Source organism: Corynebacterium mucifaciens, assembly GCF_012396315.1.
In the GTDB taxonomy this organism is placed as follows: Bacteria; Actinomycetota; Actinomycetes; order Mycobacteriales; family Mycobacteriaceae; genus Corynebacterium; species Corynebacterium mucifaciens.
Window position 1 is genome coordinate 15,016 of sequence record NZ_JAAXPF010000002.1, and the last position, 18,827, is coordinate 33,842.

Consider the following 18,827-nt stretch of genomic DNA (forward strand, 5'->3'; position numbering starts at 1 on the left):
TCGCGGCTGCCTTGCGCAATGCGTGCGATATTACAGCCACCACGCCCGGCGCGGGGCGCAAATGGGGCGCTGGGTAGGGTTGTGCGCGTGAGACCCAACCTCTGGATTGTGCCGGGGTCGCCGGCACTCGCGCTTTCGCCTAGCGACGCCGCTTCGCTGCGCCTCCTCCAGACCGTCCGCGAACTCGCGGGCACCGCGGCCGGACGGGCGATCGACATCGTGAGCTCGCGCGACAGCCGCTGGTACACCGCCCACACCGGGTCGTTCGCGGCGTGGGGCAGGCCCGACGTGACGGTGCGCGGCGGGAACTACTTGGGCGAGTTGGTGGCGCGATTCGCGCTGGGCGATCCGGTCATCCGCGAGGCGCGCGACAGCATCGGCACCCCCGACCCGGCTGCCGTGACGGTTGTGGTGCTCGACGGCCCGGCGGGATTGACCCCTCGGGCCCCGCTCGCGCTCGTGGACGGCGCGCCGGAATACCACCAGCAGGTGCTCGACTGGCTGGACGGCGCGCAGCCGGAGGTCGTCGACAAGCTCTTGCTAGAACCCGCGCTCTGGCACGAGCTCGCGGGCGCCAGGCCCCAGGAGGCGGAGTTGATCGACCACGACGACACCTTGGGCGTGGGCCGCTACGTGGCGCAGTGGTGCGTATGAGGCCGGTTGCAGTCGTCGGGCCGACGGCCAGCGGCAAGTCAGCGCTCGGCATCGCGTTGGCCCGCGAGCTGGGCGGCGAGGTAGTCAACGTCGATTCCATGCAGCTGTACAAGGGCATGGACATCGGCACCGCGAAGCTGCCGGTGGGCGAGCGCAGCGGCATTCCGCACCACCTGCTGGACATCTGGGACGTCACCCGCACCGCCTCTGTGGCGGAATACCAGGCGCTCGCGGTGGAAACGGTTGAGGAGATCATGTTCCGCGGCAAGGTGCCGGTACTGGTGGGCGGCTCCATGTTGTACGTGCAGTCGCTCATCGACGCGTGGTCGTTCCCGCCAACCGATCCCACCGTGCGTGAAAAGTACGAGCAGCGGCTGGCGGAGATCGGTGTGGACGCGCTGCACGCGGAGCTGGCGCAGGTTGACCCAGACGCGGCACGGGTGATCGAGGACAAGGACCCGCGGCGCACTGTGCGGGCCCTCGAGGTGATTGAGCTGACCGGCAAGCCATTCAAGGCCTCCCAGCCGCCCAAGAACGCGTCGCCGCGCTGGGGCACGCGCATCTTGGGCCTGCGCACGCAGGCGGACTGGCTGAACCCGCGCATCGAGCTGCGAACGCGGCTGATGTTCGAGCAGGGCCTAGTCGACGAAACTCGCTCGCTTATTCGCGACGGCCTAGTGCGCGACTCCACCGCCGGGCGGGCCATCGGCTACGCCCAGGTGCTGGCAATGCTCGACGGCGAGCTCACCGAAGAAGAAGCGGTGGAGCAGACGATAACGGGCACCCGGCGGTACGTGCGCCGTCAGCGCTCTTGGTTCAACCGCGACCCGCGCACGGTGTGGCTGGATGCTGCTGGCGCCGACGTGGTGGGGGCCGCGTTAGACTCGCTGGCGTGAAATTCCTCAAAGCACACGCCACCGAAAACGACTTCGTTGTCATCATCGACGTTGAGGACCAGCTGGACCTCGCCCCGGAGCGCGTCGCGTTCCTGTGCGACCGCCGCGCCGGGATCGGCGGCGACGGGCTGCTGCGCGTCGTGCGCCGCGGCGGCGCAGCGGACGGGAAGTGGTTCATGGACTACCGCAACGCCGACGGCTCCGTCGCGGAGATGTGCGGCAACGGCATTCGCGCGTTCGCCCATGTGCTGGCGGCGGAGGGCCTAGAGAAGGCCGAGGAATTCGACGTGGACACTCGCGCCGGGGTCAAACACATCCGGATAATCTCCGCAGACTCCGCCGACGCAATCGTTGCTGTCGGCATGGGACGCGTCGAGGTCACCGGCGTGTCCACTGCGTCGATGGGGGCAGCGCGGTTCGCCGGCATCGGCGTGGATGTGGGCAACCCCCACCTGGCGTGCGTGATCCCGGGGATGACCGCCACCGACCTTGCAACCATGGAGTTCGAGGCGCCCGATTTCGACCCCGAGTTCTTCCCGCACGGCGTCAACGTTGAGGTGCTCACCGAGCTTGCGGACGGCAGCGTGCACATGCGCGTCTGGGAGCGCGGTGTGGGCGAGACCCGCTCCTGCGGCACCGGCACCGTGGCCGCAGCGCAGGCCGCGCTTGCGGACGCAGGCATCGAAAACGGCGCGGTGATTGTCAACGTGCCTGGCGGCTCCATCGAGGTGCTGCTCGATGACGGCGAGGCGACCATGACGGGCCCGTCCACGATCGTGTTCCGCGGAGAGTTGGCGGACGGTCGCTAACGCCCAGCGTCGACTACGCCGGGCCAATCTCCTTGGCCGCCCGGCGTGCGTCGTCCCAGGCCTCCTGGAGCTCGAAAGCGCGCTGGTCGGCCACGGAGAGGATGCGCTCCAGCTGCGCTTTGTCGGTTGTGGGGGAGTCGAGGTAGCCGTCGACGCGCGCCAAGAACCTGCGCGCGGAGGAAGCCCGGAGGAGGAACTCGTTGATTTGAGGCACGGTGTTATCCGGGTTCGCCAGCGCTGGGTAGTGCAGCGTGCGGTCGGCGACATCGGCGGCGGAAATACCGTGTTGTAGCTGGTCGTATGCCGCCAGCACCTCGGCTATGTCGTCGCGGGCATACTGGAGCGAGGAGCGGATGGCCAGCGCCTCCGGGTCAGCCTGCACCCGGCGGGCCATGAGGATCGCGCCGATGACCAGCAGCACCGACAGCAGGAGCCCCGGCAGTTTCAGCGTGAGCACGAGCAGCACGGAGGCGGCAAGCACGAGCGCGCCCAGCAGCGCACGTGAAAGGTCCCTGTCCGGTGAGCTCATCGTGCCCCTCTTACACGCTTAGTGTCCGCCGCAGCCGCACGATCCGCCGCAGCCGCCGCAACCGCCCCCGGTGGGGGTGGGGATGGAGCCGGCCATCACTGCAGTGCCGGCGATTACGCTGTCGCGCTGGGGCAGCTCGCCGTCCGGCAGGCACACGTCAAACGGGAACGCGGCATCGACGGAGACGTGGATGAACCGCTGGCCGGTCAGCGCCGAGGTACGGTACTCGGCCTCCAGCACGCGGCCGGAGAACTCAGCGCTGGCGTCAGGGGTGGTTGCACTGCCGCTGGCCACCGCGTCGGCACCCGCAGAGGTCACCGTGCCCACCACGGCTCCGGGGTGCAGCGCAAGGTAGGCCTCGGTGGATTCGTACGAATCCACGGCCAGGCCGAGCGCGGTCACCGACAGCTCCTGCCATTCCAGCCCGGGGTCGTCGACAAGCAACGGCTCCTGGGCGAGGTTGACCGTCAGCGACGCGATCGCGTTGCCGCGCGGGTCGACAACGTCGGCGAGCGCGACGACGTCGTTGAGCGGCGTGATGTGCGCGTATGTGCGGGTGACCGACTCAAAGCCGGCGAAGGTGGCAAACGGTTCAACGGCCAGGATGTTCAGCTGCGCGCCGGACGGGTCAGTGTACTGGATCAGCTGTCCGCCTCGGACCTCACCCACTACAGACAGGCGGTCCGTGGCAATCGCGGCCTCCACCGCGTCCTGCCACTTGTCAAAGTTGAGGCCGAGTGCGGAAAGATCGGTGCTCACTGCTGTGCTCATGGCGCTAGATCCTAGCCGTTGTCCAACAACGGGAAGAATCCCGGGCCAGCCCGCGTTGAATCCGGTAGATATGACAGTGAACCTTGCTAGAGACAGGAAAGAACACTTTTTGCTTGACGACGAACTGACGCCGGAGCAGCGCACCCACGACGAGCTGCTGCGCCAGGCATTCCGCCACAATGAGCCGCAACCCGGTGCGGAGCCGACTGTCGGCGCACTCGATTTGGCGGAAAGAAACTCGTTCCGTTCCGTTACAGGTGCCACCGAGCTCCGCTCCGAGGAGCAGGCGGACGGGTACGAGGTGGAGTACCGGAAGCTCCGTATTGAGCAAGTCCTTCTCGTGGGCGCGTGGACCGAGGGGACCGTCGCGGAGATCGAGGCGAGCATGTGGGAGCTCGCGGCGCTTGCCAAGACCGCCGGCGCTGAGGTGCTGGACATGCTGTACCAGAAGCGGGATAAGCCTGATCCGGGGACGTACATCGGCTCCGGCAAGGTATCGGAACTGCGCGACATCGCGCAGGCCACCGGGGCGGATACGGTGATCTTCGACGGTGAACTTTCGCCGTCGCAGATGATCGCGCTGGAGGAGGCCCTGAAGATCAAGGTGATCGACCGCACCATGCTCATCCTGGACATCTTCGCCCAGCATGCGAAGAGCAGGGAGGGCAAGGCGCAGGTGAGCCTCGCTCAGATGGAGTACCTGTACAGCCGCACGCGCGGTTGGGGCGGCAACCTGTCGCGTCAGGCGGGCGGTCGCGCCGGGTCCAACGGCGGTGTCGGCCTCCGTGGCCCGGGTGAAACCCGCATCGAGGCCGACCGACGGCGACTCCGCACGGAGATGGCCAAGTTGCGCCACCAGCTACGCGACATGACCACCGCCCGTGAAGTGAAGCGGGCGCAGCGCCAGCGCTCGACCATCCCCAAAATTGCGATTGCCGGCTACACCAACGCCGGCAAGTCCTCGCTGATCAACGCGATGACTGGCGCAGGCGTGCTGGTGGAAGACGCGCTGTTTGCCACCCTCGACCCCTCCACGCGGCGGGCAAAGCTTGCCGACGGGCGCAACGTGGTGCTCACCGACACCGTCGGTTTCGTCCGTCACCTCCCCACCCAGCTGGTTGAGGCGTTCAAGTCCACCCTCGAGGAAGTATCCGGCGCGGACCTGCTCCTCCATGTTGTGGACGGCTCGGACGCGTTCCCGCTGAAGCAGATTGAGGCGGTTAATGAGGTACTTGCGGAGGTCACCCGCGATTCGGGCGAGGACATGCCGCCCGAGATTGTCGTGGTGAACAAGATCGACGAGGCTGACCCGCTGGTGCTCGCGGAACTGCGCCACGCATTTGAGAAGACCGGGCGCACCGCGGTGTTCGTCTCGGCGCTCACCGGCGAGGGCATCGAGGAGCTCGAGGCGCGCATCGAACAGCACCTCAACTCCATCGACGCCCACGTCACCATGGTCGTGCCCTACACGCGCGGCGACGTTGTCAGCCGCGTCCACGACGAGGGCACGGTGCGCTCCGAGGAGTACGAGGAGGCGGGGACGCGCATCGACGTCCGCCTGCCGCGCGTCCTTGCCGAGCAGTACGCGGAATTCGTGGTTGGCTAACGCGTGAGTTTCGCCGCGGCTGCCTCGTCTAGGACAACCGTGGTGCGCGGGTGGTGCTGCAGCGCCGACGCTGGACACGCCGGGGTGACTGGGCCCTCTATGAGCGCGCGCACCGCGTCGGCCTTCCTCGCGCCGGTAGCCAAAAGCACAATGGTGCGCGCCTCCATGATGGTGCCCACGCCCTGCGTGAGGGCTTGGCGCGGCACCTGCTCCTCGTCATCGAAGAAGCGCGCGTTGTCGGCGACGGTGACGGGGTGCAAATCAACCATCCGAGTACGCGAATCAAGCGCGCTCGGCGGCTCGTTAAAGGCGATGTGGCCATTTGTCCCAACCCCGAGAATCTGCACGTCAATCCCGCCCGCCGCCGCGATTCGGGCCTCGTAGTCGCGGGCTTCCGCTTCCAGGTCTGACGCCAGCCCGTTGAGCGAATGCACTTTCGCGTCCTTGATATCGATATGGCTGGTGAACTCGCGGCGGATGGTGGAGTAGTACGACTGCTCATTCGCCGGATCCAGGCCGACGTACTCGTCAAGGAGAAATGCCTCGCAGCCCGCAAAGCTCAACCCGTTCTCGCGGTGGTGGCGTACAAGTTCTGCGTACGTGGGATTGGGCGTCGAGCCAGTTGCCAAACCGAGCGTGGCGCCTGCATGGGCGAACGGCGCGATCAGTTCGGCTGCGTACACGCCGACTTCCTCGGCGTTAGGGCGCACAACGATGTCCATGCGGCTTAACGTAGCAAGAACCTGCCGCTGAGTTCCGCGCTGGCGGGTACGGGGTGGCTGAGTGGCTCCGACCACCCCCGGTGCACCGCGAAGCGGGCTCGCGGGGTGATAATGCAGACCCGTGAAGCACTCTCTTGGATGGAACTTGCACGGCGACGGGCGCACCGTCGAACCCGGGGCCGTAGTTGCGCCCGACGAGCGGCTTAGCTGGCCGCGCACCATCGGCATCGGCATGCAGCACGTCGTCGCAATGTTCGGCGCCACACTGCTCGTGCCCACCTTGACCGGGTTTCCAGTCAACACGACGCTGTTGTTCTCGGGCCTGGGCACCATCATCTTCCTGCTGCTCACCCGCAACAAGGTGCCAAGCTACCTGGGATCGTCCTTCGCGTTTATCGCGCCGCTGACCGCTTCGCAGCAGTACGGCATGGGCGCGCAGCTCGGCGGAGTGTTGGTGACGGGCCTTGTGCTGATACTCGTTGGCGTCGTTGTCCAGTGGGCAGGAAAGAGGGTCATCGACGCGGTGATGCCCCCTGTTGTCACAGGAGCGATTGTGGCGCTCATTGGGTTCAATCTCGCGCCGACGGCGGTGGCCAACGTCGAGACCCAGCCGTGGGTTGCAGGGGTCACGCTCCTCACGGTTGTGGTGGTGACCGTCGCTACGCGCGGCATTATTTCACGGTTATCCATCTTGATCGGTGTGCTGGTGGGCTGGATGTTCGCAGCGATGACCGGGGGTCTCGGCGAGGATGCATTGAAGACCATCGGCGAAGCGCCGTGGATTGGGCTACCCCAATTCCACCGCCCCGAGTTCCATCTCGCCGCAGTGCTGGTCACGCTGCCGGTGTTGGTGGTGCTGATTGCGGAAAACGTCGGTCACGTCAAGGCGGTCTCCGAAATGACGGGGCGCGACCTGGACCACCTGCAGGGCAAGGCGTTGATCGGCGACGGCATCGCCACGACGCTTGCCGGTGGCTTCGGCGGATCGGGTACCACCACCTACGCCGAGAACATCGGCGTCATGGCGGCGACGAAGGTGTATTCCACGGCCGCGTACTGGGTCGCGGCCGTCTTCGCCATGATCCTCGCGTTCATCCCGAAATTCGGCGCCGTGATTTTTACAATCCCCGCCGGCGTTCTCGGCGGCGCGTGTCTCGTGCTGTACGGCCTCATCGGCATGCTGGGGGTTCGCATTTGGCAGGACAACAAGGTGGACTTCACCGATCCGGCCAACCTCACCGCCGCAGCTGTCGCCCTCATTGTGGGTATCGGTAACCTCACCCTCGATGTCGGCGATGTCACGCTGGAAGGCATCGCGCTGGGGTCGGTGGGCATCATCGTCGTATACCCGCTCATGCGGTGGGTCTACGACACGATTGGGGAAGGACGACTCCGGAACTAGGGCAGACAGAGAAACGCCCGGGCGGCCGTATCGGCTGCCCGGGCGTTTCGCCGTCGCTAAGCGAACACCGCTTACTCGTCGTCGAGGTTCTTGGCAATGAGCGCCGCGATTGCCTCGACCGCCTCAGCGTTATCGGAGGTGACGACAACCTCGTCGCCGAATTCCGCACCCATCGCCATGATCATCAGCGAAGACGCTGCGTCGGTTTCGTCGTCATCGTCGCCGCCTACAAGGGTGAGCAGGATTTCGTCGTCGTACTCTCCAGCGGCGTCCGCGATCACAGTCGCCGGACGGGCGTGCAGGCCAACGGTGGAGCCAACCTTCACTGTCTTGGAAGCCATGATGCAATCTACCTTTCAGGGTTTGTCAATACGTCGGATCATTGCCGAGTGTACGCCCCTACGCCGTAGCGGACACGGGGGTTTGCGCCTGCTCTGCGGCTTTGCGGCCGCGGCCGATCCGTACGCGACAGCGCGGCGCAGGCAGTCGGCAAGCGTCTCGCCGTCGATACGCGCAGTGAGGTACCCGGCGAGCGAACTGTCGCCGGCGCCTACCGTGGATTTCACGACGGTGGGCGGCGGAGTTGCAGCCCAGGCTGCTTCAGCGGTGATCAGACACGCGCCCGCGCTGCCGAGCGTGACAAGGACCTCACGGATGCCGCGCTGCACTAGATCGCGCCCGGCTGAAACGACGGGGGCATAGTCGCCTGCAGCAGCGCGGGCCTCCAGCTCACGGCCGTCGTTATCGGTGAGCTGGGCGAGCTCGAACGCGTTGGGCTTGTTGACATCGGGGGCGGCGAGAGGCAAGTGCTCACCAAGCGCGAGAAGCGGCGCGTCCGAAGTGTCCACGGCGACGATCGCGTCGGTGGCGCTGGCGCGCACCGTGTGCACCAGGGATGCGTACCAGTCGGTAGGAGCCCCCGGCGGAAGGGAGCCAGCAAGCGCGACGGCGTCTGCGCCGCTGCAGTGCTGAGCCAGAGCAGATTCCACCGCATCCAGCTCAGCGTCGGAGAGTTCGGAGCCCGCTTCGTTGACCTTGGTGGTGGTGCCGTCGTCCTCGGTAATTGCCGTGTTCGTTCGGACGGCAGACGCAATGTGCACGGGGACAAACGCGACGGGGACGGCACGCATGGCGGTGGCGAACGGGTCGGACTGTTGACAAGGTGCCACCGCGGTCGCGTCGTAGCCGGCCATAGCCGCGGCGTGCGCGACATTGATGCCTTTGCCGCCGGCCTCTTTGCGGGTGGCGGTGGCACGCACAACCTCCCCGCGTCTCAGCGCGGGAATGTGCACCGTGGCGTCGATGCTGGGGTTGGGGGTGACCGTCACGATTCGCTTCGTGCTCTTTGTGCTGCTCACACCCTTAGCGTGTCCGATTGCGTGGGTTTTCGCAATGGGTCGGACACAATCGGCGCTAAACGGGGGGTAGGTCACACGTGGGCAAGGACTACCTCGATGTCATGTCGCCGTAGCTCTTCGACGAACAATTGGGGAGCGCTTGCGTCGGTGACCACAACGTCCACGGCATCGAGCGGCGCGAAACTGACCAGATAGTCGTTGCCGATCTTGGTCGAGTCGCACAAGACGACAACCTTCCTCGCGTTGGTGACCATGGACGATTTCACCGCAGCTTCTTGTGCGTCGGCGGTGGATAAGCCGTGATCGATAGTTAGCGCGTTCGTGCCGATAAAGGCCACGTCCGCCTTCATGAGTGCGAGGGTGCGAAGCGCGGTACCGCCGACAACAGCCTGGGTGATCGCCCGAACGGAGCCGCCGAGCAATTGGACGTTGTCGAGGCCGGCGGACGCCAGATCGAATGCGATCGGCAGCGAATTCGTCACAATCGAGAAGTTCTGCGCGGGCGAGTGCTCGGGCAGAAGGCCGGCGAAGAGTTGGGTGGTTGAGCCGGAGTCGAGGAAGATGCCAGCGTCGGCGTGGCGGGGCAGGAATTGGAGGGCTTCGCGCGCGATGGCGTTCTTGGCAGCGGACGCAGAGCGGGACCGGGCGTCGAGAGGCAGTTCCGTGGTGAGAAACGCCTGATTGACAACAGCGCCGCCATGGACCCGGTGGACGACCCCTTCGGCATGCAGCGCGGTCAGGTCACGCCGAATGGTTTCTGCCGTAACATCGAATTTCTCGGCGAGGTCCGCAACACTCACACGCCCCTCGACGGCCGTGAGTGATGCAATCTGGCGCTTGCGCTCCTCTGCATACATGCGAATGAGTATCCCAAAAGCGGGCACGCAGCCGCTGGAGTCGGTTTCAGTCTTCCCCCGGACGTGGGGATTTGCGTCCTACAGGGTGCGGAATACGGAAACGACGCGCCCCATCACCTCAGCATCGTCACCCTTGATGGGGGAGAACGCTTCGTTGTGCGGGAGCAGCCACACGCCTGTCGAGTCGCGGTGGAACTCCTTCACCGTCGCCTCGCCGTCGATGAGCGCGGCGACGAACTCGCCCTCCTCTGCAACGGGCTGGGAGCGCACTACGACCCAATCCCCGTTGAGAATGCCCGCGTCCCGCATGGACTCGCCGACAACCCGGAGCATGAACACATCGCCGTCGCCGAGCAGATCCTCCGGCAACGGGTAGTAGGTATCGACGTTTTCCTCGGCGAGGATCGGCGCACCCGCAGCGATCTGTCCCAAGACTGGGACGAAGCGGGCGTTCGACGCGTCCTGCGGTTTCGCCTCCTGTGGCTTGCGCTTTTTCCGTTCGGTGTCCGGGAGCTGGCGCAAGTCCACGGCTCTCGGCTTGTTTGGGTCGCGGCGCAGGAAGCCCTTCTTCTCCAGTTCCTTGAGCTGGTAGGCAACCGAGGACGTCGACTGTAGCCCAGCCGCGTCACCGATTTCGCGGATGCTCGGCGGGTAGCCGCGAAGCACGACGGCATCCTGGATGACCTGCAAGATGCGGCGCTGCCGGTCCGACAGCGCGTTGTAATCCGGTGTGGCGGGGTCAGACTTCTTCCGTGCCATGACAACTCCTTTGGGCTCTGTGGGGTCCGTTGCGGGAACTCTGCGGGTTTTCGTCTTTCAAAACCTACCAGAGAGGGCACTCATGTTCGATCGGCTGGAGAGCGGGGTGGACACCACGTGAACTGCCTGCTATAAATCGAACACGTAATCGCATTCGAACATATGAACGCACGCGCGAGCAGGCGCATCGGCGCCCACCTTAATGTGTGCCGCAGAGTGAAGGGAGTATGACCGTGTCTATTGCTATTAATCCTGTGCAGAACCGTTACCAAGCCGGTCACAGCGGTGTGTCCGTGGTGCCGCCGGCCGAGGTCTGGGACGTGGATTCCGGCGCAAGCCGTCGTGTCGGAACTCCTAGTGTTCGAACGCTTAACAGCTTGAATCGAATACATGAACGCACGCCCAGATCTGGCTCCGGGGCAGAGGGCGGCAGGGGAGAAGTATTCGAATCTCGGCACGAGACGCGGGATACGGTGATCCTCGGTGTGTCTATGACCGCGGCCTTGCTCATCGGCTCTGCGTTCGGCGGTGTGTTCTCCGGTGGGGAAAGTTCTGCCGCAGCGCCAAGCGGTGAGGTGGCGCGGACAGCTGCTGTAGCCGCACGGTAGCAGGGGCGTAGACTCACTGCCACGCCAAATTGCTACTACCCCGGGGGTGAGAAAACGTGTTTTGTCCCTTTTGCCACAACGAGCAGTCTCGTGTCACTGACTCGCGGCTTGTCGAGGCAGGCTCGGCTATTCGGAGGCGTCGAGAGTGCACGGAGTGCGGGGGGCGATTCACTACCGTTGAAAAGGCCGTGCTGACCGTGGTGAAACGAAACGGCGTGAGTGAGCCGTTTGACCGCGACAAGCTTATTGTCGGCGTGCGGCGCGCGTGCCAGGGGCGGGATGTGAGCGACGACGCGTTGAAACGCCTCGCCCAAGAGGTGGAGGAAACCGTCCGCGCCCAGGGGAGCTCTCAGGTCCCGGCCCATGAAATCGGGCTCGCGGTGCTCGAGCCACTTCGGGCGCTCGACGAGGTTGCTTATCTGCGGTTCGCCTCGGTGTACAAGTCGTTTGAAAGTGCGGACGATTTCGAGTCCGAAATCCGGTTGATGCGCCGCCGCGACCGGGAAGACTTCTAGCGCGGCTAACATCGGCGGCGGTGAGCGCTAGCGTAGTGCGTCGATTTTCTTCTCGATGCGGCGTTGACTTACCGGTCTCGGAGTGCCCAGCCGCTGCGCGAACAGACTCACACGCAGCTCCTCGATCATCCACAAGATGTCCTTGTACGCCTTGGTTTTGGTACGCCCCGCAGGCAGTGACTTCATGCGCTGCGCCAGGTAGCGCTTTACCGAGTCGACTACAGACTGCCTGTCTGCGTCCCTATCGGGGTCCAGCCGCATGTCATCCAAGCGGATGCGCATCGCGTCGATGTAGCGCGGCAGGTGCTGCAGGTGCCCAATGCCGTGCACGGTCACAGCGTTTTTGGGCAGGAAAAACTGCAATTGCGCCTTCATGTCGTCGATAGCCGGCCCCTCCCATTGGTCGAGTTCGCTCGCAATGTTGGCGTATTCCGCGAGCGCGGGGGCCAACGTGACCACGGCGCGGCGCACGCCACCTGCGACCTGCGGGCGGATGGTGTCGGCGAGCGCTTCGAAGTCTTCGGGCGAACGGACGGGGCCGCCGTTGGCGAGCAGGAGATCCCTGATCACCGCCACCCGTGCATCGTCGACAAGCCCGGCGGCTCCGCCGTGCGGGTAGCGATCCACCGCGACTTTTTGCCGCAGCGGCAGTCCTTTGGTCATCTGCGAAGCGTTGACGGTGATGTCCCGCAGCAACAGCGTCAACGTCGCCGTAACCATCGAGGCGTCGGCAGCCGCCTTCGTCGGGTGCACCGTTACCCGCACACCGTCCTTGGTGGCTTCCAGGGCGGGGTAGGCGTCCACGTCATTGCCGTCAATCGTGGTCGTGACGGTTTTGGGAACCGTACCCAGCGAGTCAGCCGTCCACTTTGCCACGGCATCGGATTCAGAAGCGTGGCTTGCCTTCGACACGGACGACCTGATCTGACCCGCTTGGCGGCGCTTCAGCGCGTCGAGGTTGGTGTCGTGGTCGACGACCTTGCCGCGACGGTCGATCGCGGCGAACGTCACCTTGAGGTGGGCGGGTAACGCTGCCGGGTTGAAATCGGAGCCGTTGATGCCGCGGCCGCCAAGGCCGCGCAGCGCTTCCGCCAGGGTGTCTGCAAACGGCGTCGCGCGAAGTTCCTGTTCGGTTGCCCCGTCCTGCGCCTGGCGGATGGCCTCCAATGCCCGGTCCGCGAAGTCGGGAGCGGGCACCACGGTCTTGCGCAGCGCCTTCGGGAGCGTACGGATGTACTCAGCCGCAAGTTCAGATCGCAGTCCCGGCACAAGCCAGTCAAACCCTTCCGCGCGCAGGTTGGCCAGCAGCGGCACCGGCACATCCACGGTCACGCCGTCGAACGGGTCTCCGGGTTCAAATTTGTACCGCAGCGCGTAGTCGATCGTGCCCTGGCGCCACGTCTGCGGGAACGCGTTCGCGGACGAGTCAACACCGTCGTCGTCCAGCAGCGAGTCCGGGTCGAAGTCGAGATAATGCTTGTCCTCTGCCCGCTTTTTCTTCCACCAAGAATCGAAGTGGCGTGCGGTAGTGACATCCGCGGGGAGGCGCGAATCGTAAAAGTCGAAGAGGGTGTCTTCGTCGACAACCAGACCCCTACGCCGCACTTTCTCTTCGACTTGCGCGGCCTCAGCGAGGAGCGCATCGTTGTGTTCGATGAACTTGTGGTGCCGGTTCCAGTCGCCCTCGAGCAGGGCGTGGCGGATGAACATGTTGCGCGCCCCCTCAGCGTCCACTCGGTGGTAGGGGACGAGGCGGTCACGCACGATAGTGACGCCGTACAGCATGGATTTCTGGTGGACCATGGCAGCGGAGCGTTTACGCGACCACACCGGCTCAGAATAACTATGCTTTACCAAGTCGCCAGCGGCAGCCTCGACCCACGCAGGCTCGATTCTGGCCACGTCCCGAGCCCACAGCCGGGAGGTCTCCACCAGCTCCGCGGCCATGATGAACTCGGGCGGTTTCTTGCTTAGCGACGACCCAGGGAACACCATGAATCTAGTTCCACGGGCACCCTGGAATTCTTTCGAATTCCCGTCGCGTGCGCCGATGTTGGACAGTAAGCCGGTGAGCAGGGATTTGTGGATCGCGTCCGCGTCGCGTTCCCCCGCGACGTTTTCTGCACGAGACCAACCAAGCTGGCGTTCGACGTCGCGTAATTGGCGCACGAGGTCGAACCACTCGCGGATGCGCATGTAGTGCAGGAACTCGCGCTTCATCCGCTTGCGGAAGGCGTTGCCGGACAGCTCGTCGCGCGAATCACCGATGTAGTCCCACAGCTTCAGCGACGACAAGAAGTCCGACGTCGAGTCTTTGAACCGTGCGTGGGCTTGATCCGCCTGGGCCTGGTAGTCCAGTGGGCGCTCGCGCACATCCTGGATGGTCATGCTCGCCACGATGACAGTGACGTCGTCGAGCACGCCAAGACGGTTGGCCTCGACTAGCATCCGCGCCATTTTCGGGTCCACGGGAATCCGGGCGATGTCGCGGCCCACCTCGGTGAGCCCCGGTGCGCCGTCGCGTGCTGTGCCGGTGATGGCGCCAAGTTCGTGCAGCAGCGCGAGACCGTCGCGCACCGCCTTCTGGTCCGGAGGCTGGATAAAGGGGAATTGAGAGATGTCGCCAAGACGCAGGGAGATCATCTGCAGCACCACCGAAGCAAGGTTGGTGCGCAGAATCTCCGGGTCTGTGAATTCGGGGCGGGCCTCGAAGTTCTCTTCGGAGTACAGGCGGATTGCTATGCCGTCTGCAGTTCGTCCAGAACGACCCGAACGCTGGTTGGCTGAGGCCTGGGAAATTTCCTCGATGGGCAGCCGCTGCACCTTCGTCCGTGTGGAGTAGCGCGAGATGCGCGCGAGCCCCGTGTCCACCACGTAGTGGATTCCGGGCACGGTGAGCGACGTCTCCGCAATGTTGGTGGACAAGACGATCCGCCTGCCGGAGTGCGGGGCGAACACCCGGTGCTGCTCTGCGTTGGAGAGGCGGCCGAAAAGCGGCACGACCTCGACACCGCGCCAATGCTCCTTCTCAATGGCTTCCATGCAGTCGCGAATGTCGCGCTCCGAGGAGAAGAAACACAAGATGTCGCCGTCGCCTTCGCGCATGAGCTCTTTGCACGCGTCGATGACACCCTCGATCATGTCGGTGTCGACTTCCTTGACCGACCCGTCCTTCGCCTGCACTTGCTCAACCAAGGGCCGGTAGCGGATCTCCACCGGGTAGGTACGTCCCGAAACTTCGATGACGGGCGCTGGGTTGCCCTCCGCGTCCGCGAAGTGACGGGCGAACGCCTCCGGGTCGATGGTCGCGGAAGTGACGATGACTTTCAGGTCCGGCCGCTTCGGCAGCAGGCGCTTGAGGTAGCCAAGCAGAAAATCGATGTTGAGGGAGCGCTCGTGCGCCTCGTCGATGATGATCGTGTCGTAGGCGTTGAGGAACCTGTCGCGCTGCATTTCGGCGAGGAGGATGCCGTCCGTCATTAACTTCACCGCAGTGGAGTCGGACACGCGGTCGTCGAAACGGATGGCGTAGCCCACGGATTGGCCGATGTCCTGGCCCAGCTCCTCGGCGATGCGCTCCGCCACGGTGCGTGCCGCCAGCCTGCGCGGCTGGGTGTGGCCAATTAGCCCGCGAAGGCCGCGGCCCATCTCCAGCAGCATCTTCGGGATCTGCGTGGTCTTACCCGAACCGGTCTCACCTGCGATGACCACGACTTGGTTGTCGCGCACCAGCTCCATGATGTCCTCGCGCCGCGCGGACACCGGCAAGTTTTCCGGGTACGTGATGTCGGGGATGCGGGCGGCTCGCGCATCAACAACCGCCCGCGCCTTTTCCACGTCCGCGGCAATCGCTTCTAGCGCTTCGGGGGAGCGAGCGTTTTTCAAGCGGCGGCGGAATCGCCGGACGTCTGCGATTGGGACGCTGTCGAGTGCCTCGTACAGCGCCGACTTCTGTATTGCGTGCTCATTCATAACCAGAGCGTGAGTCTAGCGCGGCAGCAGCGCCACGCTAGCTTCCGTGGCTTTCTCGAAGGCGCGCGTAATAAGCTCTCCCAGGCGCGCAAACTCCTGCTGGCGCCGTGAAGACGACCGCATGACAAGCCCGACGGTGCGCTTCGCCTCCACGCCGTCGGCGAACGCAGAGACGGCGATGCCGGGTCGTGTGCACTCAGTAGCAACGGCCGACATTGGCACCAGCGTCGAGCCCAGACCCGCGACAACCAGTTGCACCACCGTGGTCAGCGAGGCGGCGCGCGTCGCCGATTGTGCGCCGGGGCTACGGTCAACATCCGCCAGCTGGCACAGCTCCACAATTTGGTCGCGAAGGCAGTGCCCGTCGTCGAGAAGGAGGAGCTCGAGGTCGCGCAGCGCATCCAGCGTCAGGTCGCCCCGCCCCGCCAATGGGTTATCAGGGTTGGTCACGACGGCGAACGCTTCGTCGTAAAGCGGGATCTCCGTCACCCCGGTCGCCCCGGTGGGGGTGGCCAGGACGGCGACGTCGATGTGGCCGTCGCGGAGCCGCTGCAGCAAGTTTTCCGTCTGGTTCTCCACGATGCGGGGTTCGAGCTCCGGGAATTCCTCCGCGATGAGCGTGAGCAGCGTGGGCAGAATATATGGGGCGACGGTGGGGATGATGCCGATGTTGAGCGGGCCGGCGAGCTCGCCTCCCGCGCCGCGCGAATGCGCAACGAATGCGTCGGCTGCTTCCAAGGTTGCCTTGGCGAATGGCAGAAGCTGTTCGCCTATCGGCGTGACGATGACGCGCCGGGTCGAACGCTCGATGAGCTGGATGCCCAGGCCGCTTTCCAAGGCGGCCAAGGCCTGGGAGAGCGACGGCTGGGAGATGCCGAGTTTGTTCGCCGCGGAGACGAAGTGTTTCTGCTCGGCGACGGTGACAAACGTCCGGAGTTGCGCGATCGTCGGTTTATACTCTTTATTGCCCATGCCTATAAAGTTACACGATGTTCATAAGTTTTTGTGTTGAAAGCGAGCTGCGTCTGTGTCATACTGGATCGCGTCCACAGACAAACCCCTGAACCAGTTTCTTTGGAGGAACTCACATGCCGATCATGACCGTTGGAGAGCGTTTCCCGGAATTCGACCTTGTCGCACTGAAGGGCGGCAACCTGAAGGAAGCGAACGCGGCTTCCCCGGACGATTACTTCGAGAACGTCTCCCTGGACAAGTACGAGGGTAAGTGGAAGATCGTGTTTTTCTACCCGAAGGACTTCACCTTCGTGTGCCCGACCGAGATCGCGGCGTTTGGCAAGCTCAACGAGGAGTTTGAGGACCGCGACACCCAGGTGCTCGGTGGCTCCACCGACAACGAGTACTCCCACTTCAACTGGCGCGCGACACACGAGGACCTGCTGAACGTCCCGTTCCCGATGTTCGCCGACGTCCGCCACGACCTCATCCGCGCGCTGGGCGTGGAGAACGCAGACGGCGTTGCTGACCGCGCCACCTTCATCATCGACCCGGACGGCGTGATCCAGTTCGTTTCCGTCACCCCGGATGCGGTCGGCCGCAACGTTGACGAGGTGCTGCGCGTCCTCGACGCACTGCAGTCCGAAGAGGTTTGCGCTTGCGACTGGCAGAAGAACGACCCGACCAAGAACATCGACAAAATGGCCGTGGTCCAGGATTCCCTGAAGTAACGGAAGTAGAAGGAGGACATTGTGTCCATTGAGAATCTGCGTGGGGCCCTGCCCGAGTACGCGAAAGACCAGAAGCTGAACCTTGGCTCCCTGACCCGCTCGACTGAGCTCAGCGAGCAGCAGCTCTGGGGCGCCCTTCTCGCATCCGCGGCTGCGACCCGCAACGCGAAGGTCATCGCCGAAATCGCGGAGGAAGCCAAGGATCACCTCTCCGACGAGGCTGTGGAGGCCGCCTACGGCGCTGCCACCGTCATGGCGATGAACAACGTCGCCTACCGCGCGAAGAACTGGCTCGGCGACGACTACGCCAACGTCAAGTTCGGCCTGCGTATGAACATCATCTCCAAGCCCGGAGTTGAAAAGGCTGACTTCGAGCTGTGGTCCCTGGCCGTGTCCACCATCAACGGCTGCGAGCACTGTGCCGTGGCGCACGCCAACACCGTCCGCGAGGAGGGCGTGACCAAGGAGCAGGTCTGGGAGGCCGTCAAGGTCGCTGGCGTTGTCCAGGCTGTGGCCCAGACCCTCACAATCGAGGACGCTCGCTAAGCACTCAGCTTTGCGACGGCTAAAACCTCCGGTAGATCCCAATCTTGGGGTTCTGTCGGAGGTTTCGTCGTGAAGCGAGAAGTTCTAGAGCGGGCTGAGCACGTTGGTGGTCAGCGAGAACAGGTCCTTCGGATCGTCTGGATCGGCAACCAGGTCGATGAACTCCTGGAACTCGGTGCCCGCCACGGAATCGCGCAGGTACCGCAGCGCGGAGAAGTCCTCGATGGCGAAGCCGACGGAGTCGAATAACGTGATCTCATCGTCGCTCGCGCGGCCTTTGTGCTTGCCGGCGATGACCTTCCACAGCTCCACGACCTCGAAGTCGTCGTCCTTGTTCTGGATTTCGCCCTCGATGCGGGTCTGCGGCGGGAACTCCACAAACACGGTGGCATCATCGAGGATGCGCGCATCCAGCTCGGTCTTGCCAGGGCAGTCGCCGCCGACGCCGTTGAGGTGCACACCGGGGCGAACCAGCGAATAGTCAAGGATGGTGTTCTGCGCCTCATCCGCTGTGCAAGTGGTGATGATGTCCGCGCCCTCGACCGCGTCCTCCACGCTGGCGGCTAGGTAGACCTCGATGCCGAGCGGCTCGATGTTGCGGCGAAACTTTTCCATCGCATCCGGGTCGATATCGAAGATCCGCACGCGATCGATGCCGAGTGCAGCGCGAAAACCGAGCGCCTGGAACTCGGACTGCGAGCCTGCGCCGATCATCGCCATGATCTCAGAGTCCTTCCGTGCCAGGTACTTCGCGGCCATCGCAGAGGTGGCGGCCGTACGTAGCGCGGTCAGCAGCGTCATCTCCGCCTGGAAAGTGGGGTAGCCGTTGTCCACATCCGCTAGGACTCCGAATGCGGTGACGGTTTGATACCCGCGCGCAGGGTTGGAGGGGTGGCCGTTGACGTACTTGAACGCGTACTCGTTGGAGTCCGAGGTGGGCATTAGTTCGATCACGCCGATGGGGGTGTGGCTGGCCACACGCGGGATCTTGTCAAAGCTTTCCCAGCGTACGAAGTCCTCTTCGATGTAGCTCTGGATGCCGGCGATGAGTTTCTCTACGCCGTGGTGGTTGATCCAACGGCACATGTTCTGGACGTCTACGAGCTGAGGCATGCTCTTCCTTTCGGGGTATCGGTTG

18 protein-coding genes are annotated in these 18,827 nt (G+C 64.4%); 8 read left to right on the top strand and 10 right to left on the bottom strand.

Annotated elements, in window-relative coordinates; genetic code table 11:
• The first annotated feature begins 87 nt into the window (after positions 1-87).
• Genes HF989_RS02060 through dapF form a run of 3 tightly spaced genes read left to right on the top strand, consistent with a single transcriptional unit; the run spans position 88 to position 2,359 of the window.
• A complete protein-coding gene (locus HF989_RS02060) occupies positions 88-654 on the top strand; it encodes a hypothetical protein (RefSeq protein WP_168683713.1) in 567 nt (188 codons plus the stop codon).
• Entirely contained in the window at positions 651-1,550 is a 900-nt protein-coding gene (miaA, locus tag HF989_RS02065) for a tRNA (adenosine(37)-N6)-dimethylallyltransferase MiaA (protein ID WP_168683714.1), read from the top strand. The genes HF989_RS02060 and miaA overlap by 4 nt, the downstream gene beginning before the upstream one ends.
• Complete coding sequence (dapF, locus tag HF989_RS02070; RefSeq protein ID WP_168683715.1) at positions 1,547-2,359, top strand: diaminopimelate epimerase; 813 nt, start codon at positions 1,547-1,549, stop codon at positions 2,357-2,359. The genes miaA and dapF overlap by 4 nt, the downstream gene beginning before the upstream one ends.
• 13 nt (positions 2,360-2,372) lie before the next feature.
• Here the strand turns inward: dapF and HF989_RS02075 are convergent, their stop codons facing one another.
• Together HF989_RS02075 and HF989_RS02080 are read right to left on the bottom strand one after the other, a co-directional pair.
• Complete coding sequence (locus HF989_RS02075; protein WP_168683716.1) at positions 2,373-2,888, bottom strand: hypothetical protein; 516 nt, start codon at positions 2,886-2,888, stop codon at positions 2,373-2,375.
• Between the two features lie 18 nt (positions 2,889-2,906).
• Entirely contained in the window at positions 2,907-3,659 is a 753-nt protein-coding gene (locus HF989_RS02080; protein WP_168683717.1) for a hypothetical protein, read from the bottom strand.
• 154 nt (positions 3,660-3,813) lie between these two features.
• Here HF989_RS02080 and hflX point away from each other — a divergent pair, with 154 nt between their 5' ends.
• The gene (gene hflX, locus HF989_RS02085) at positions 3,814-5,265 is read left to right on the top strand and encodes a GTPase HflX (RefSeq protein WP_425482973.1); all 1,452 of its coding nucleotides are present in this window, start codon (positions 3,814-3,816) and stop codon (positions 5,263-5,265) included.
• Here the strand turns inward: hflX and nagB are convergent.
• Positions 5,262-5,987, bottom strand: coding sequence for a glucosamine-6-phosphate deaminase (nagB, locus tag HF989_RS02090; protein WP_168683719.1), 726 nt, complete (start codon positions 5,985-5,987; stop codon positions 5,262-5,264). The genes hflX and nagB overlap by 4 nt on opposite strands.
• Positions 5,988-6,108: 121 nt before the next feature.
• Between nagB and HF989_RS02095 the strand changes: the two genes are divergently transcribed.
• Complete coding sequence (locus HF989_RS02095; protein WP_168683720.1) at positions 6,109-7,389, top strand: solute carrier family 23 protein; 1,281 nt, start codon at positions 6,109-6,111, stop codon at positions 7,387-7,389.
• Positions 7,390-7,460: 71 nt separating this feature from the next.
• Here the strand turns inward: HF989_RS02095 and HF989_RS02100 are convergent, their stop codons facing one another.
• From HF989_RS02100 to lexA, 4 genes are all read right to left on the bottom strand, one after another.
• The gene (locus tag HF989_RS02100; protein ID WP_038611966.1) at positions 7,461-7,730 is read right to left on the bottom strand and encodes an HPr family phosphocarrier protein; all 270 of its coding nucleotides are present in this window, start codon (positions 7,728-7,730) and stop codon (positions 7,461-7,463) included.
• Between the two features lie 15 nt (positions 7,731-7,745).
• Positions 7,746-8,747 (bottom strand): 1-phosphofructokinase family hexose kinase, encoded by a 1,002-nt coding sequence (locus HF989_RS02105; protein ID WP_343033520.1) that lies wholly within the window; start codon positions 8,745-8,747, stop codon positions 7,746-7,748.
• A gap of 71 nt (positions 8,748-8,818) precedes the next feature.
• Entirely contained in the window at positions 8,819-9,604 is a 786-nt protein-coding gene (locus HF989_RS02110) for a DeoR/GlpR family DNA-binding transcription regulator (RefSeq protein WP_168683721.1), read from the bottom strand.
• 78 nt (positions 9,605-9,682) lie between these two features.
• Complete coding sequence (gene lexA / locus HF989_RS02115; RefSeq protein WP_168683722.1) at positions 9,683-10,363, bottom strand: transcriptional repressor LexA; 681 nt, start codon at positions 10,361-10,363, stop codon at positions 9,683-9,685.
• Between the two features lie 664 nt (positions 10,364-11,027).
• Here lexA and nrdR point away from each other — a divergent pair.
• The gene (gene nrdR / locus HF989_RS02120) at positions 11,028-11,486 is read left to right on the top strand and encodes a transcriptional regulator NrdR (protein ID WP_038611955.1); all 459 of its coding nucleotides are present in this window, start codon (positions 11,028-11,030) and stop codon (positions 11,484-11,486) included.
• A 27-nt stretch (positions 11,487-11,513) separates the two neighbouring features.
• On the opposite strand, the gene hrpA is transcribed toward nrdR, so the two are convergent.
• Both hrpA and HF989_RS02130 read right to left on the bottom strand, forming a co-directional pair.
• Positions 11,514-15,458: an ATP-dependent RNA helicase HrpA gene (gene hrpA, locus HF989_RS02125; protein ID WP_168683723.1), complete on the bottom strand. Its 3,945-nt coding sequence runs from the start codon at positions 15,456-15,458 to the stop codon at positions 11,514-11,516.
• Positions 15,459-15,473: 15 nt separating this feature from the next.
• Positions 15,474-16,430 carry a hydrogen peroxide-inducible genes activator gene (locus tag HF989_RS02130; protein ID WP_168683724.1) on the bottom strand — a complete coding sequence of 319 codons (957 nt, stop codon included), beginning with the start codon at positions 16,428-16,430 and terminating at the stop codon, positions 15,474-15,476.
• Between the two features lie 116 nt (positions 16,431-16,546).
• On the opposite strand from HF989_RS02130, the gene HF989_RS02135 reads away from it, so the two are divergent.
• Together HF989_RS02135 and ahpD are read left to right on the top strand one after the other, a co-directional pair.
• Positions 16,547-17,143 carry a peroxiredoxin gene (locus tag HF989_RS02135; RefSeq protein WP_168683725.1) on the top strand — a complete coding sequence of 199 codons (597 nt, stop codon included), beginning with the start codon at positions 16,547-16,549 and terminating at the stop codon, positions 17,141-17,143.
• A gap of 21 nt (positions 17,144-17,164) precedes the next feature.
• Positions 17,165-17,689, top strand: a complete 525-nt coding sequence (ahpD, locus tag HF989_RS02140; RefSeq protein WP_168683726.1) for an alkylhydroperoxidase, AhpD family — start codon at positions 17,165-17,167, stop codon at positions 17,687-17,689.
• A gap of 84 nt (positions 17,690-17,773) precedes the next feature.
• Here the strand turns inward: ahpD and HF989_RS02145 are convergent, their stop codons facing one another.
• A complete protein-coding gene (locus HF989_RS02145) occupies positions 17,774-18,802 on the bottom strand; it encodes an ornithine cyclodeaminase (RefSeq protein ID WP_168683727.1) in 1,029 nt (342 codons plus the stop codon).
• Between the last annotated feature and the right edge of the window lie 25 nt (positions 18,803-18,827).